This is a genomic window from Gluconacetobacter entanii, from assembly GCF_013155425.1.
Taxonomy (GTDB): domain Bacteria; phylum Pseudomonadota; class Alphaproteobacteria; order Acetobacterales; family Acetobacteraceae; genus Novacetimonas; species Novacetimonas entanii.
This window is the reverse complement of sequence record NZ_JABJWD010000052.1, coordinates 47,730-62,694: the sequence shown is the minus strand read 5'-3', so window position 1 is coordinate 62,694 and position 14,965 is coordinate 47,730. Positions and strand designations below refer to the sequence as shown.

Sequence of the window (14,965 nt, the reverse complement as noted above, 5' to 3'; positions counted from 1 at the left end):
CGCCCCGGCCCCGGATGCGCCCCCGCCGCCGCCCGCGCCCGAAGGTAACCCGTACGGCCTTGGCGCCCTGTGGGCCAATGGTGACTTCATCGCCCGTGGCGTCCTGCTGATCATGGTGTTCATGTCGGTCGGCACCTGGGTCATCATGATCAAGAAGTTCTTCGAGCAGGCCAGCCTGTTCAGTGCGGCAAAGGACGTGACGGCCAAGTTCTGGACCAAGCCGACGATCAAGCAGGGTGCGGAAGCGCTGCCCCAGAACTCGCCCTTCCGCTACATCGCGGAAACCGGCGTGAAGGCGGCGGAACATCATGAAGGCACCATGCAGGAATCCATCGACCTGCATTCGTGGACGACGATGTCGATCCAGCGTTCGGTTGACCTGATCCAGACGCGCCTGCAGGGTGGGCTTGCGTTCCTTGGGACCGTGGGTTCGACCTCCCCGTTCGTCGGCCTGTTCGGCACGGTCTGGGGCATCTATCACGCGCTGACGGCCATCGGCATTGCCGGTAACGCCTCGATCGACAAGGTCGCGGGCCCGGTCGGTGAATCGCTGATCATGACGGCCATCGGCCTCGGCACCGCGGTGCCGGCGGTTCTGGGCTACAACCTGCTTGTCCGCCGCAACAAGGGTGCGATGGATCTGGTGCGCAACTTCGCTGCCGACTTGCAGTCCATCCTGATGGGCGGCTATCGTCATGGCACCGATCCGCAGGACACGATTGCGGTTCGTCCGGACAACTCTCCTACAACCACGACTATTGACAATCGGGTGGCCTGATCATGGGAATGCAAGTTGGAGGTGGCGGCGATGAAGACGAGGTGGTGTCGGCCATCAACACCACACCGCTTGTCGACGTCATGCTGGTGCTGCTGATCATCTTTCTGATCACCATTCCAGTTGCGACGCACACCATCACGGTAAAGCTGCCGATGGATGCAAACCAGCCGACCCGCACCGCGATCGATAACGTCGTGATCGCGGTGACGTCGAAGGGGCAGGCCTACTGGGGGGAAACCCCGCTGAATGGCTATGCCGACCTGGAGGCGCATCTGGAACATGCCGCAGCACAGAAGCCGCAGCCGCAGATCCAGATCCGCGGCGACATGGCGGCCAAGTATGAGGCAGTCGGCAAGGTGATCGCAGCCTGTCAGCAGGCGGGGATCATTCATATTGACTTCATTACCGAACAGCCCCACGGCTGATCCTCGGTATCCATTCCCGGCCGGGAGGTTTTCCCGGCCACTTCTGGGAGAATACGCGCCATGGGCATGAATGTCGGGTCCAGCAGCACGACAGAGGACGAAGGTATTGTAGATATCAATACCACGCCCCTGATTGACGTCATGCTTGTGCTGCTGATCATGCTGATCATTACCATCCCGATGCAGACGCATTCGGTTTCACTGGATCTGCCGCAGGGGAATCCGCCTCCCTCGACCGAGCCTGACCCGCAGATTGATACGGTGTCGATCGATTTTGACAACACGATCACCTGGAACGGCGACCCGGTGCCTGATGAAGCCGCCCTGCAGGCGCACTTTACCGAAGCCGCGTCCATGCCGGTGCAGCCGGAAATGCACATCCATCCGGATCGCCTGGCCAGCTACAAGACCGTGGCCCATGTCCTTGCCGATGCGCAGCGTCTGGGCATCACCAAGCTGGGTATCATCGGCAACGACCAGTTCATGGACGCACAGTAAGGCGCGCTGCCTTTTTGTGTTGTAACTGCCGGGTTTTGAAAAACGGCCTTTCGCGTGTCCCTGACATCGCGGAAGGCCGTTTTTTCGTATCTGTTGCGGGGAGCGTGTCTGCATCTCATCCGGCGGTTTCATGGTGCCCGGTTGAGGGAAAATCAGCGGCCGCAGGTGGCGGCGTTGAAAAGGGCGGCAGTTCCTGAAATTTTTGGGAAAAGGGGCTGCACCACAAACGTCCGGATGATGTGCATGATGCTTCGTGGGACGGTGGAAACGGGTTTCCTGTCCCATGCCCTTTGCGAAACGATCTTCCTGTTTCCTGCGACTCAGGGGACAGAAACCGGGTTTGTGCACCGGATCGGGGTGTCAGGGAAAAAGAAACGCCCTGTTGCTGATTTTGCATCCGGTTTTGGCGGGCTTTTGGATCCGGGTGGGTCACGAAGTGCCGTCCGGTTGTGGCCGCGATTGCAAACTGTACAAATACAGCAAAAACAGTCCCGTAAAATTGTCGGTTTCCGGTCGGTTCGTTCCGGTGCCGATCTGCCGTGCCACACCTGCGGATCGGGACGGAAGCGATGCGGCGCGCATGCAGGTACATAAACAGCCTGTTGCCTTTTTTACCCTTTCCCCCGTCATCTTATTTCCTTTAGGTCAACAGAAGGTTCTCGGGTATGCGATCCCTTCATGTGTCCGTGCATGGCGTAGTGGCCGTGCGGTGCGGGCGGCATGGGGGGCGATCTGCTGAACGGATGTCCGGATGGACGCCCTCGGGGGAGGTGTCGTCCTGCCTGTAACCGGATCGGGAAAGTAACAGTGTTTGGGGGGACTGATGAACATCACGCTGAAATGCACTGCCCTGCCACCTGCGACCATGCTGTCAGCCGTTGACCTGAGCGTGCCATGCAATGTGGGACATGTGTCCCGGCAAGGGGAAGCATCGTGATGCGTGACGGATCATTACGTATGCGCACGACAGGGGGCAGAGGTATCATGGGAAAGAATGCAACGGGTCTGCGCGCGCGGCTGTGTGCGGTGTCATGCCTTGTCGGTGCGGGGCTGGTGCTCGCGGGGAACACGGGCCGGGCACATGCGGCGACATCCACGCAGACTGCCGCGCACCGCACCACGCCGCGGGGCACCACCACGCACACTGCGGCACAGGTGCATCGTGCCGCCGGGACGTCCACCGCGCCACAGGCGGCCGCGCATCCCGCGAGCGTGCCTGACACGCCAGAGGTCATCCATGTTTCGCGTGCCCGTGACGCCCGCGATGGTGGGGGCGGCATGATGCGCCTGGAAACCGCGCCGCATGCGGTCCAGACCGTGGGCAAGCAGTATATCGAGATGCGCAGCCCCACCAGCACGGGGCTGGACCTTGTCAAGAACCTGCCCAGCCTGAACGTCACGACCCCGGATTCCTCCGGTATGGAGGGCGGGCAGATTCAGGTGCGCGGCCTGACCGACCTCGACATGGGGCTGATGCTTGATGGCGCGCCGGCGGCGGCGGCGAAATACCTGGCGGAGAACATCGATTCCGAAAACCTCGAAAGTGTCGAGGTCACGCCGGGCAGCGCGGGCACGGACCTGCCGGTGATGTCGGCGGCGGGCGGCGTGATGAATGAACGTTCGCACACCGCGTCGCACAAGTTCGGCGGCATGACGGATTTTTCGTATGGCACGAACAACCTGTCGCGCGAATTCATCCGCCTTGAATCGGGTGACATCGGCAATACCGGCGTGCGCAGTTTCTTCTCCTTCTCCAACTCGCACGCGCGGTCATGGATGGGGTCGGGCATCAACCAGCGCAAGCATATTGATTTCGGGTTGCAGAAGGACTGGCAGAACGGATCGACGGCGCGGCTGTTCCTGTCGTGGAATTCCGAGGATTTCACGATCGATTCCTATCCCGACGCCGCGGCGTTCTACAATTACAAGCATACCGGCGTCGGCTATGGCCGCAATTCCGACCCTTCCAGCGACAATTACTGGAAGAACAACAACGATCACTGGAACCAGATCTTCCTGACCGCGCCGGTTCATGTGGTGCTGCCGTCGCGCTTCTCCCTCGACCTGCAGCCCTATTTCAGCTTCGGGCAGGGATGGGATGGCTCCCCCGGCGGGACGACGGCATCGGATGGGTCGTACAGCACGCTCTTTGGCCCTTCGGTGGCCTATTACAACAACGGGCAGCTTGCGACCAACCAGAACCTGACCAACTACTTCCTCCAGAACGAGGTGCGGCAGGTCGGTGCGGTGGCCAAGCTGAATTACCAGATCGACGCGCACAACCATTTCTCGGTCGGGTACTGGTATGAAAATGCCCAGACCATCCAGTCCTATCCGCTCAGCGCCACGATGGCCAATGGCGCGGATCCCAGCCCCAACTGGGCGCAGTACCAGATCAACGGCAACGCCGTGTTCGGGCAGACGGCGGGGTATGAACTGCATTCGCTGTTCGTGCAGGACACGGCAAAGTATTTCAACGACCGCCTGACGATCCATGCGGGCTTCAAGTTCGTGATGTCCAATGCGTGGAACAAGCAGTGGATGAACCACAGTTCCAACTATACCGGCGCACGCAGCGAGGCGAATACGACCGAACCGCTGCCGCAGCTTTCGATCGGCTACCAGTTCAATGACCACCACCAGGTCTATGTAAACGCCGAGGGCGATTACCGCGAACCCAGCGCCGTGGACCTTGGCTGGACCACGCCGGGCAACAAGATGCTCAAGAACCAGTATTCCATCAAGGAAGAACTGGGCTACCGCTATCACGACAAATACGTGATGGTTGACCTTGCGCTGTTCAACTACAACGTGACGAACCGCATCCTCGACACCTATATCGGCGCGAACCAGTATGCCCCGATCGAGGGCGGGAACCAGACCATGCGTGGCTTTGACGTCATGGTGGCGGGGCGTTCGTATTACGGGTTCAGCCCCTATGCCTCGTTCGAGTACCTGCATGCGACGCAGGATTCCAACGTGACGGATGGCAACGGGAACCTGATCCGCGCCAAGGGCCAGCAGGCGATCATGGCGCCGCATGTCATGGCCAATTTCGGCCTGACCTATAAATACAAGGGCTTCTTCGCCAATGCGAGCGTCCATTACACCGGCCCGCAGTCGGTGGCGCTCGACAACAGCGAACGCATCCCCGGCTATGTCACCGATACGCTGTCGCTTGGCTATCGCTTCAAGCCGTTCATGTATGCCAAGTCACCCACCTTCCGCCTGAACTTCACCAACCTGACGGGATCGGTCGTGCGCACCGGTGCGATGGGGGCGATCTACACCGCGGGCAACCAGGGGGGCTACAACGTCTATTACGGCGCTGCTGGCGGCCGCAGCGCGAACGGCAACTCCTTCATGGTGGAACCGCGCTTTACCATGACGGGCACGATTTCCACCTCGTTCTGATGGTGGTGGCCCGCCGGTCTTCCGGCGGGCCTTTCGTGTGTCCCGGCCCGGATGTCGGGTGCGCATGGCCATGCCAGATGAGACATGCCGTGAATCATGAAAAGTTTTCGGGTGCTGCCCTTTGATTGAAAAAGGCAGTGTCTTTCGAAGCTTTTTGAAAAAAGCTTCACCAAAAACTTTTGTTTTTATCAGCAGGCTGTCCCGCAACGGCCTTTTATCGTGACGCCGAAGGCAACGACCACCATGCAGCACAGCAGACCCGATCCGGTTGATGAAGTCCTCCCGCTTGGCATGCTGTTCACGTTCGGGCTCCAGCATGCGCTGGTGATGTATTCGGGCACCGTGGCCGTCCCCCTCATCTTTGCCGCGACGCTGGGCATGGACATGGGCCAGACGATCACCCTGATCAATTCCGGCCTGATGACATCGGGAATCGCCACGATCATCCAGACGGTGGGGATCGGGAAGATCGGCTCCCGCTTGCCGATCGTGCAGGGATCGTCCTTCGTGACGCTGGCCTCCATGCTCATGATCGGGCAGGCGTACGGGACCAGCGCCATCTTCGGCGCGATCATCGGGGCGGGGGGATGCACGCTGGTGCTGGCCCCGGCACTTGGACGGCTGATGCGGTTTTTCCCGCCGGTGGCGATCGGCTGCCTGCTGACGGTCATCGGCCTGACGCTGATCCCGGTGGCGGGCATGTGGCTTGGCGGCGGGACGCCGTCGGACGCGGCGTTCGGGTCGGCCCCGAACCTGCTGCTGGGCGGGGTGACGATGGCGGTCACGCTTGCGGTCTATGCGCTGGGGTCGGGCTTTGTCTCCAACATCAGCGTGCTGCTGGGCCTGATTGTCGGCAGCCTTGTCGCGCTGGCCTGTGGCATGGGACATTTCCAGGCGGTGCATGATGCGCCGTGGTTCGCGCTCAGCATGCCCATGGCCTTTGGCGTGCCGACCTTCCACCTCATGCCGGTGGTGATCATGACGCTGACGATGCTGGTGATCCTGGCGGAAACGACGGGCAACTGCATCGCGGTCGGGCGCCTTGTCGAACGCCCCACGAATGAGGAAACGCTGATCGCGGCATTCCGCGCCGATGGCCTGTCCACCATGCTGGGCGGTGTGTTCAACAGCTTCCCCTTCAATGCCTTTACGCAGAATACCGGCCTGATCGCGATGACCGACATCCGCAGCCGTTTTGTCGTTGCGGCGGCGGGGGTGGTGCTGATCGTGCTGGGCCTGTTTCCGAAGCTTGGCGCGGTGATCGCGGCCATGCCCGCGCCGGTGCTGGGCGGATGCGCGCTGGTGATGTTCGGCATGACGGCAATGGGGGGGATCCGTGAACTGTCGCATGTGCGTTTTGATGGCACGCGCAATGGCATGATCGCGGCGGTGTCCATGGGGCTGGGCATGCTGCCGATGGCGTGTCCCACCCTGTTTGCCCATACCAGCGGGATGGCGCGGCTGTTCCTTGGCAACGGAGTGTTCCTGTGCGTGTGTTCGGCGGTGGTGCTCAACCTGCTGATCGGTGAGAAGATCCCCACGCTTGAAGAAGAACTCGACCCCGACAGCGCGCGGCAGACCTCATGACCGCACCATCGCTGTCCGCCCGCGACCTCGCGCTGCTGCGCGAAGCGATCGCGCTTTCCGCCCGGTCGCGTGCGCAGGGACGCCACCCGTTCGGTGCGCTTGTGGCCGATGCCGCGGGCCATGTCGTTGCGCGCGCCATCAATGATTCGCTGCCGCCGCATGGTGATCCCACCCGCCATGCCGAACTGGTCGCCGTGGCGCAGGCTGCGCGCCTGCTTGCCCCCGACGCGCTGGCGGCCTGCACGCTCTACAGCAGTGCGGAGCCATGCTGCATGTGCGCGGGTGCCGTGTACTGGGGCGGGATCGGGCGCGTGGTCTATGCCCTGTCGGAACGGCGCCTGCTGGCGCTGACGGGGGACCACCCGGAAAACCCGACCTTTTCCCTGCCATGCCGCACGGTTTTTGCCCATGGGCAGCGCGAGGTCGCGGTCATCGGCCCCGCGCTGGAGGACGAGGCCGCCCTTGCGCATGACGGGTTCTGGACCCGCGATGCCCCCTGAGGGCGAAGATCAGGCCTGTCCGCGCCTGTCCGAAAACAGCCGCGATGCGCTGAGCATCATGCCGAGGAAGGCGATGATGGACGCGAATTCAAGGCAGCGCATCGACGGTCGTATCGCGATCAGCCCGAACGTCATCGCCACGAGCATCGCCCCCGTCGCCTGCCCGCACTGGCGCGAGACCTGGACCATGCCGCTGGCGCTGCCGGAACGTCCGGCGGGGGCGGTGACCATCATAATGCGGTTGTTGGGGGGCTGGAAGATGCCAAACCCCATCCCCGCCAGCCCGACGCGCCAGACGATGTCATACCAGTGCGGCGCATCCGGCAGCAGGTAAAGCGCGAGGAAGCCCATCGACGTGGTGAACAGCCCCACGGAGGACAGGATCGTCGCCGGGACCCGATCGCTCAGCCTGCTGATGACCGGGGCGACCAACATGATCCCCACCGGCCACGGCGTGATCATCAGTCCCACCACCGAGGGCGAGGCATGGAACAGGTTCTGCACCGTAAAGGGAAAGGAGACCATGAACAGGTTGGAGGAGACGAAGGCCAGGAACCCGATGCTGACCCCGGTGCGGAATGCCGGAACCTGCAGCATGTCGATCGGGAACATGGGATGGGCGCGCCCCTTCTGCCGCTGCACCAGCATCCAGCCCGCCACGATGCCGGTGATGGCGAAGGCGCAGACCTGCACGGCGCTGGCATGATGCGCGATGGAATCGCCCGCCATGATGAGCGCGCCGAACGCCAGCGCGTTGAGCAGCGCGCTCAGCCCGTCAAAGGCCCCGTGCTGCAGCGGCGTGCGCGGCAGCGACATCAGCGCCAGCACCAGTGCCGCCAGCCCGAGCGGGATGTTGATGAAGAACAGCCACGGCCATGTCGCGACCGACAGGATGATGGATGCCACCGTCGGCCCCGCCCCCACGCCAAGGGCGACCATCACGCCATTGAGCGCGATGCCGCGCCCGATGATGGCATGGGGATAGATGAAGCGGATCAGCGCGATGCTGACGCTCATGATGCACGCCCCGCCAAGGCCCTGCACCGCGCGCGCCAGCGACAGCGCCAGCAGCGAATGTGCGATCCCGCAGAACAGGGAGGAGACGACGAACAGTACCAGCCCGATCTGGCACAGCCGCCCGAAACCGATCCGCGCGCCCAGTGCTGCCGAGGGCAGCAGGGCGACGACGCTGGCCAACTGGTAGGAATTGATGATCCACACCGCCGACGCGGCAGAGACGTGCAGGTCCGCCCCGATCGTCGGCAGCGCCACATTGGCGATGGCGTAATCCAGCAGCGCCAGCAGCACCGACAGCGCGACCGCGCACATCGCCTGTATCCGGGCCGCGCCGTGCAGGCCCTCTCCTTCGGTCAGTATCCTGGTATCGCGTGGCATGGCATGTCGCTGTCTTGCGCGGTATCCGGCAGGGGCGGACGTGCGCGGGGGATGGGGCACGCAACCCCGTTTCCGGGGCCGCGTGGCGGCCGGGGACCGTCAGGCGTCGGCGGCGCGGTCCAGCGCACGCGCGCCGATGTCACGGCGCCAGATCGCGTCATCCCAGCGGATCGCGCTCACCCCGGCATAGGCCCGGTCGCGCGCCTGCGCCAACGTATCACCCGTGGCGCAGACCGCCAGCACACGGCCACCCGCCGCGACCAGTTCCCCTTTCGCATCCAGCTTCGTGCCCGCCTGGAACACCTGCACGCCGGGCAGCTTTTCCGCGTCCTCGATGCCCGTGATCACGCCGCCGGTCACCGGTTTGCCGGGATAGCCGCGCGCGGCCATGACCACGCTGATGGAGGGCTGGTTGGAAAAGCGGATGTCCGTGCCCGCCAGATCGCCCTTCGCCACGGCGACAAGGGCGGCAAGCAGGTCGCTGTGCAGCCGGATCAGCAGGGCCTGCGCCTCCGGGTCGCCAAGGCGGACATTGTATTCAATCAGCTTCTCGCCCTCGGGCGTCAGCATCAGGCCGGCGAAGATGATGCCGTGGAACGGCGTGCCACGGCGCGCCATCTCGCGCAGCATGGGGCGCACCATCGTATCGAGGGCGGCTTCCTGCCGCGCGGCATCGAACCCGGCGGGGGGGGAGACCGCGCCCATGCCGCCGGTATTGGGGCCGGTATCGCCATCGCCGATGCGCTTGTGGTCCTGCGCCGCGCCGATCAGCACGGCTTCCTCCCCCGCGCAGAAGGCAAAGAGCGAGACCTCGTCACCGACAAGGCATTCCTCGATCACCACCGTGCGCCCGGCGTCGCCCATGGTGGCGTCGGTCATCAGGTCGCGGATGGCGGTCTCGGCTTCTTCCACGCTCTGGGCCACGATCACGCCCTTGCCCGCAGCAAGGCCGTCGGCCTTGACCACGATCGGCGCGCCGGTGGTGCGCACATATGCCAGCGCATCGGCGGCGTTGTCGAAACGCGCCCAGCGCGCGGTGGGAATGGCGGCCGCGTCGCAGACTTCCTTGGTGAAGGTCTTGCTGCCCTCAAGCTCCGCCGCCGCGCGCGACGGCCCGGCGCAGGCGATCCCGGCCTGCGCACAGGCATCGGCCAGTCCCGCCACCAGCGGGGCCTCCGGTCCGGGCACCACAAGGTCGATGCGCTCATCACGCGCAAGTTTGATCAGGCCCGCCACGTCATCGGCGCGCACGGCGCAGTTGGTGCCCAGCGCGGCCGTGCCGGGGTTGCCCGGCGCGATGAACAGCGCCTCCAGCAGGGGCGAACGCGCGATCGCCGCCGCCATGGCATGTTCACGCCCCCCCGATCCGACCAGCAGCACCCGCATGAATCAATTCTCCTGTTTGCAATCCGCCCTTTCGGGATGCGCGTCTCTATCATACCTTCGGGTCATGCATGAACCCAGCCATCCCTCTGGCGCGCAGGGCGCCACCAACATTGCGGAATATTCCGTCTCCGAAATCTCGGGCGCGATCAAAAGCACGCTTGAAGGTACGTTTGGACGTATCCGTGTGCGCGGCGAAATTACGGAATTCAAGCGATATTCCTCCGGCCACCTGTATTTTTCCCTCAAGGACGAGAAGGGGAAGCTGTCTTCGGTCGTCTGGCGCGGCAGCGTCGCGCGCCTGGGGCTGAAGCCGGAAAACGGTCTGGAGGTCATCGCCACGGGCAAGATTTCCGCCTATGGCGAGCGTTCTTCCTACCAGATGATGATCGACCGGATGGAATATGCGGGCGAGGGAGCGCTGCTGGCCCGGATCGAGAAGCTGCGCCAGCGCCTGGCGCAGGAGGGGCTGTTCGATACGCAGCGCAAGCGGCGGCTGCCGTTCCTGCCGCGCGTGATCGGCGTCGTGACCTCGGCGCAGGGGGCGGTCCTGCATGACATCCGCACCACCATCGCCCGGCGTTTCCCGCGCGACCTGCTGGTCTGGCCCGTGCCGGTGCAGGGGGAGGGGGCCGCCGAACGCATTGCCGAGGCCGTGGCCGGGTTCGATCGCATCGACGGTCGTTCGGGGGTGGCGCGGCCCGATGTGCTGATCGTGGCGCGTGGTGGTGGCTCGCTGGAGGACCTGATGGCCTTCAACGACGAAACCGTGCTGCGCGCGGTGGCGGCGTGCACGATTCCGGTCATCTCCGCCGTGGGGCATGAAACGGATACGACCCTGATCGATTTCGTGTCCGACCGGCGCGCACCGACCCCCACGGCGGCGGCGGAAATGGCCGTTCCTGTCCGGGCGGAGCTGGAGGCCGACCTTGCGCACCGCATGGCGCGGCTGTCGAACGGGCTGGGGCGTGTGCTGCAACTGGCGCGTGCGCGGCTGGAGAGGGCGTCCGCAGGGCTGCCGGACCTGCCCTCCCTGCTGGAGACGGCGCGCATACGGCTCGATGACCGGTCCTATCGACTCGACATGGCGCTGCCCGCGCTGCTGGAACGGCGGCGCGCGCGGCTGCAGGCGGCGTGCGACCGCCTGCCCACGCCGGGCACCGTCATCGCGCTCAAACGCTCCGGCCTGACGCTGGCTTCGGCCGGTCTGGTGCGTGGCCTGCCGCATTACCTGCGTGACCGGCGCAACCGGGTGGCGTCGCTGCGTCCATCGGCGCCCGCCCTGCTGGCGCTGCTGCGCGAGCAGCGCGCGCGGGTGCAGGGGGAGGGCGGACGTCTGGACTCCCTGTCGCCGCGCGCGGTGCTGGAACGTGGCTATGTGCTGGTGCGCGACCGTGCGGGCCATCCGCTGACGCTTGCGGCGGAGGTGAAGGCCGGATCGCAGGTCATCATGACCTTTGCCGATGGGGAAGTCGCAGCGCAGACCGAACGCGATCCCCGCAGCGGACAGGGACGGCTGGACCTGTGATGACAAAGGAAAGAACAGTGGCAAGGCAGGGCGTGAGCATGAAACAGCGCGGGATGTCGCGTGTGGCATTGACGGTGGCGGTGCTGGGGGGAATGGCGTCGGGCCTGTCGGCCTGCGCGCCGCATCACCGCGCGGCCCCCGTCGCATCCCCGCCACCCGCTACCGCTGCGGCGACGGGCACGGCGGAGCCCGTGCTGGTGAACGACCCATCCGCCCCGGCGGATACGCCGCTCTGTGGCCATGCCGCGCGGGAGGCCAACGCCATCGGGGCGACGATCCATCCCGACATCACCCCCGAACGCAGCAGTTGCGCCGCCAATGCGTGTTTCGATCCGCAGACGGGGACCTATATCGGGGCCGATGGCAACCGCCATGTCTGCCGGTAGGCAGGCCCTGCCGTCCACGATGTAGCGCTGTCGCGTGGACGGACCTTCCGGGCGCTGCCCGGACCCGGCAGGGAGCGCGCTCCCTGCACCCTGATCTGTTTTATGAAGTCATGGTTTCCAAAGGGTAATACCCTTTGGTGGGGGTTCGGGGGCAAAGCCCCTGAGACCCTGCCGTCCACGATGCAACGCTGTCGCGTGGATGGACCTTCCGGGCGCTGCCCGGACCCGGCAGGGAGCGCGCTCCCTGCACCCTGATCTGTTTTATGAAGTCATGGTTTCCAAAGGGCAATGCCCTTTGGTGGGGTATGGGGCAAAGCCCCATGGAAACCGGAGGAGCCCCGTAACGGGAGAGCAGGGCGCGTGATCAGCGTTCGATCGGGCGGTATTTGATGCGGCCCGGTTCGGTCGCATCCGGGCCGAGGCGACGGCGCTTGTCTTCTTCATAGGCCTGGAAGTTGCCTTCGAACCATTCGACGTGGCTGTCGCCCTCGAAGGCGAGGATGTGCGTCGCAAGGCGGTCGAGGAACCAGCGGTCATGGCTGATGATGACCGCGCAGCCTGCGAATTCGGCCAGCGCCTCTTCGAGCGCGCGCAGCGTATCGACGTCAAGGTCGTTGGTCGGTTCGTCAAGCAGGATGACGTTGCTTTCCTGGCGCAGCATCTTGGCCAGGTGGACGCGGTTGCGTTCACCCCCCGACAGGACGCCGACCTTCTTCTGCTGGTCCGGCCCCTTGAAGTTGAAGGCCCCGACATAGGCACGCGACGGCACCGCGCGCTTGCCAAGGTAGATGACATCCGTCCCGCCGGAGATTTCCTCCCACACGGTCTTGTTGTCATCGAGGCTGAAGCGCGACTGGTCCACATAGCCAAGCTTGACGGTATCCCCGATCTTCAGTTCGCCGCTGTCGGGCTTTTCAAGGCCCATGATCATCTTGAACAGCGTGGACTTGCCCGCGCCGTTCGGCCCGATCACGCCGACGATGCCACCGGGCGGCAGCTTGAAGCTGAGGTCGTCGATCAGCAGGCGGTTGCCAAAGCCCTTGCGCAGGTCCTCGGCCTCGATCACCGTGCTGCCAAGGCGCGGGCCGGGCGGGATGACGATGTCGGCGACACCGTTCGCCTTCTCCCCGCTCTGGGCCAGCATTTCCTCATACCGGGCGATACGCGACTTGCTCTTGGCCTGGCGCGCCTTGGGGGAGGAACCGATCCATTCCTGTTCGGCGGCAAGGGCACGCTGGCGCGCGCTTTCCTCCTTCTCCTCCTGTGCGAGGCGCTTGCGCTTCTGCGTCAGCCACGAGGAGTAGTTGCCCTCGAACGGGTAGCCACGGCCACGTTCGAGTTCGAGGATCCAGTTCGTCACGTTGTCGAGGAAGTAACGGTCATGGGTGATGACCATGACGGTGCCCTCGTAATCGCGCAGGGTCTTTTCCAGCCACGAGACGCTTTCGGCGTCAAGGTGGTTGGTCGGTTCGTCAAGCAGCAGCAGGTCGGGCTTTTCCAGCAGCAGGCGGCACAGCGCGACACGGCGGCGCTCCCCCCCCGACAGCTTGTCCACGGGACTGTCGGCCGGCGGGCAGCGCAGCGCGTCGAGCGCGATTTCCAGCTTGCGGTCGAGTTCCCACCCGTCGCCCGCGTCGATGACTTCCTGCAGTTCCGCCTGTTCGGCGAGCAGGGTGTTCATCTCCTCGTCGGACATGGGTTCGGCGAACTTCATCGAGATCTCGTTGAAGCGGTCCACCGCCTTTTTCAGTTCGCCAAAGCCCTGGGCGACGTTTTCACCCACGGTCAGGCTTTCGTCGAGCTTGGGTTCCTGCTCGAGGTAGCCGATGGTCGCACCTTCGGCGGCCCAGGCCTCGCCACCGAATTCCTTTTCGATGCCGGCCATGATTTTCAGCAAGGTGGACTTGCCCGCGCCGTTGACGCCAAGGACGCCGATCTTGACGCCGGGCAGGAATGACAGGGTGATCCCCTTGAAGACCTCGCGCCCACCCGGGTACGCCTTGGTCAGGTCCTTCATCACATAGACATATTGCGTGGCGGCCATGACGGTCAGGCTCCCGAAAGCTGAAGGATACAGGAATGTGCAAGGAACATGGTTGTGGGCCCCTACGGCAAAGGGCCGCGTTCGTGCAACAGGGCCTGCGCCCGGCAGGACTTGAACCCGCAACCAAGCCGTTATGAGCGGCCCGCTCTAACCAATTGAGCTACGGGCGCGCAGGCAGGTAGTGATTCGCGCATGTGCGATCTTTTTGCAAGATGCCATGGGGGCCGGTGAAGTCGATTTTACATCTTTTTTCATGCATGCCCCCCTCACGGCGGAGATGACATATGTGTAACGTCCATGATCTGGCTCATGTCCGGGGGGTACGATTGACTGTATCGGGCATGGCCAGGACATGCACGACCGCAGCGCCATGCGCCCGCGTGTTCGTGCATGTGAATCTGAGTATGACAGAACAACCCTTTGCGTGGCAGGAGCCATAACGTGGACGTATCCAAGATTTCCCCGGGCAAGGACGTGCCCAACGACATCAACGTGGTCATCGAGATCCCGCAGGGATCGGGCGTGAAGTACGAAATCGACAAGGACAGCGGCGCAATCGTTGTGGATCGTATCCTGTTCACGCCCATGGTCTATCCGGCCGCCTATGGCTTTGTCCCCAACACGCTGGCCGCCGATGGCGACCCGACCGACGCGCTGGTGCTGCTGCCTGCCGCCGTGGTTCCGGGCTGTGTCGTGCGTGCGCGTCCCATCGGCATGCTGAAGATGGAAGACGAAAGCGGCCAGGACGAGAAGATCATCTGCGTCCCCCACGACAAGGTGCACCCGTACTATTCCAAGGTCGAGAAGCTTGAAGACCTGCCCGAGATCACCCTGAAGGAGATCGAGCATTTCTTCACCCGCTACAAGGACCTTGAAAAGGGCAAGTGGGTGAAGGTTTCCGGCTGGGCCGGCAAGGAAGAAGCCGGCAAGGCGATCATGGATTCCATCGCCGCCATCAAGAAGAAATAAGAACACCATCGCGGGGTGGCGGGGCCCGTGCGGTCCCGTGCCGCCCCCATGGCGGCCT

Annotated in this window: 12 protein-coding genes and 1 tRNA gene; 9 read left to right on the top strand and 4 right to left on the bottom strand. The window is 64.1% G+C overall.

Going from position 1 to position 14,965, the window contains the following annotated elements; translation table 11 throughout:
* From HNH97_RS09565 to HNH97_RS09540, 6 genes are all read left to right on the top strand, one after another.
* On the top strand, nt 1–778 hold a 778-nt coding region (locus HNH97_RS09565), incomplete at its 5' end, for a MotA/TolQ/ExbB proton channel family protein (RefSeq protein ID WP_171790726.1).
* Nucleotides 779–780: 2 nt separating this feature from the next.
* Complete coding sequence (locus tag HNH97_RS09560; RefSeq protein WP_110914776.1) at nt 781–1,203, top strand: ExbD/TolR family protein; 423 nt, start codon at nt 781–783, stop codon at nt 1,201–1,203.
* A 60-nt stretch (nt 1,204–1,263) separates the two neighbouring features.
* Entirely contained in the window at nt 1,264–1,701 is a 438-nt protein-coding gene (locus HNH97_RS09555) for an ExbD/TolR family protein (RefSeq protein ID WP_171790725.1), read from the top strand.
* A 984-nt stretch (nt 1,702–2,685) separates the two neighbouring features.
* Nucleotides 2,686–5,115: a TonB-dependent receptor domain-containing protein gene (locus HNH97_RS09550; RefSeq protein WP_171790724.1), complete on the top strand. Its 2,430-nt coding sequence runs from the start codon at nt 2,686–2,688 to the stop codon at nt 5,113–5,115.
* 243 nt (nt 5,116–5,358) lie between these two features.
* The gene (locus HNH97_RS09545) at nt 5,359–6,702 is read left to right on the top strand and encodes a nucleobase:cation symporter-2 family protein (protein WP_171790730.1); all 1,344 of its coding nucleotides are present in this window, start codon (nt 5,359–5,361) and stop codon (nt 6,700–6,702) included.
* Nucleotides 6,699–7,202, top strand: a complete 504-nt coding sequence (locus HNH97_RS09540) for a nucleoside deaminase (RefSeq protein ID WP_171790723.1) — start codon at nt 6,699–6,701, stop codon at nt 7,200–7,202. The genes HNH97_RS09545 and HNH97_RS09540 overlap by 4 nt, the downstream gene beginning before the upstream one ends.
* Before the next feature lie 9 nt (nt 7,203–7,211).
* Here HNH97_RS09540 and HNH97_RS09535 read toward each other — a convergent pair whose 3' ends face one another.
* Complete coding sequence (locus tag HNH97_RS09535) at nt 7,212–8,597, bottom strand: MFS transporter (protein WP_171790722.1); 1,386 nt, start codon at nt 8,595–8,597, stop codon at nt 7,212–7,214.
* 99 nt (nt 8,598–8,696) lie between these two features.
* Nucleotides 8,697–9,983: a phosphoribosylamine--glycine ligase gene (gene purD, locus HNH97_RS09530; RefSeq protein WP_171790721.1), complete on the bottom strand. Its 1,287-nt coding sequence runs from the start codon at nt 9,981–9,983 to the stop codon at nt 8,697–8,699.
* Nucleotides 9,984–10,047: 64 nt separating this feature from the next.
* Between purD and xseA the strand changes: the two genes are divergently transcribed.
* Together xseA and HNH97_RS09520 are read left to right on the top strand one after the other, a co-directional pair.
* The gene (gene xseA / locus HNH97_RS09525) at nt 10,048–11,508 is read left to right on the top strand and encodes an exodeoxyribonuclease VII large subunit (protein ID WP_171790720.1); all 1,461 of its coding nucleotides are present in this window, start codon (nt 10,048–10,050) and stop codon (nt 11,506–11,508) included.
* 38 nt (nt 11,509–11,546) lie between these two features.
* A complete protein-coding gene (locus HNH97_RS09520) occupies nt 11,547–11,894 on the top strand; it encodes a BA14K family protein (protein WP_244949385.1) in 348 nt (115 codons plus the stop codon).
* A gap of 364 nt (nt 11,895–12,258) precedes the next feature.
* Here HNH97_RS09520 and ettA read toward each other — a convergent pair whose 3' ends face one another.
* Both ettA and HNH97_RS09510 read right to left on the bottom strand, forming a co-directional pair.
* Nucleotides 12,259–13,938, bottom strand: coding sequence for an energy-dependent translational throttle protein EttA (ettA, locus tag HNH97_RS09515; RefSeq protein ID WP_171790719.1), 1,680 nt, complete (start codon nt 13,936–13,938; stop codon nt 12,259–12,261).
* Nucleotides 13,939–14,034: 96 nt separating this feature from the next.
* Nucleotides 14,035–14,108: transfer RNA gene (locus tag HNH97_RS09510), tRNA-Ile, on the bottom strand.
* Nucleotides 14,109–14,379: 271 nt separating this feature from the next.
* On the opposite strand from HNH97_RS09510, the gene ppa reads away from it, so the two are divergent.
* Complete coding sequence (ppa, locus tag HNH97_RS09505; protein ID WP_110912414.1) at nt 14,380–14,907, top strand: inorganic diphosphatase; 528 nt, start codon at nt 14,380–14,382, stop codon at nt 14,905–14,907.
* Nucleotides 14,908–14,965 lie beyond the last annotated feature (58 nt).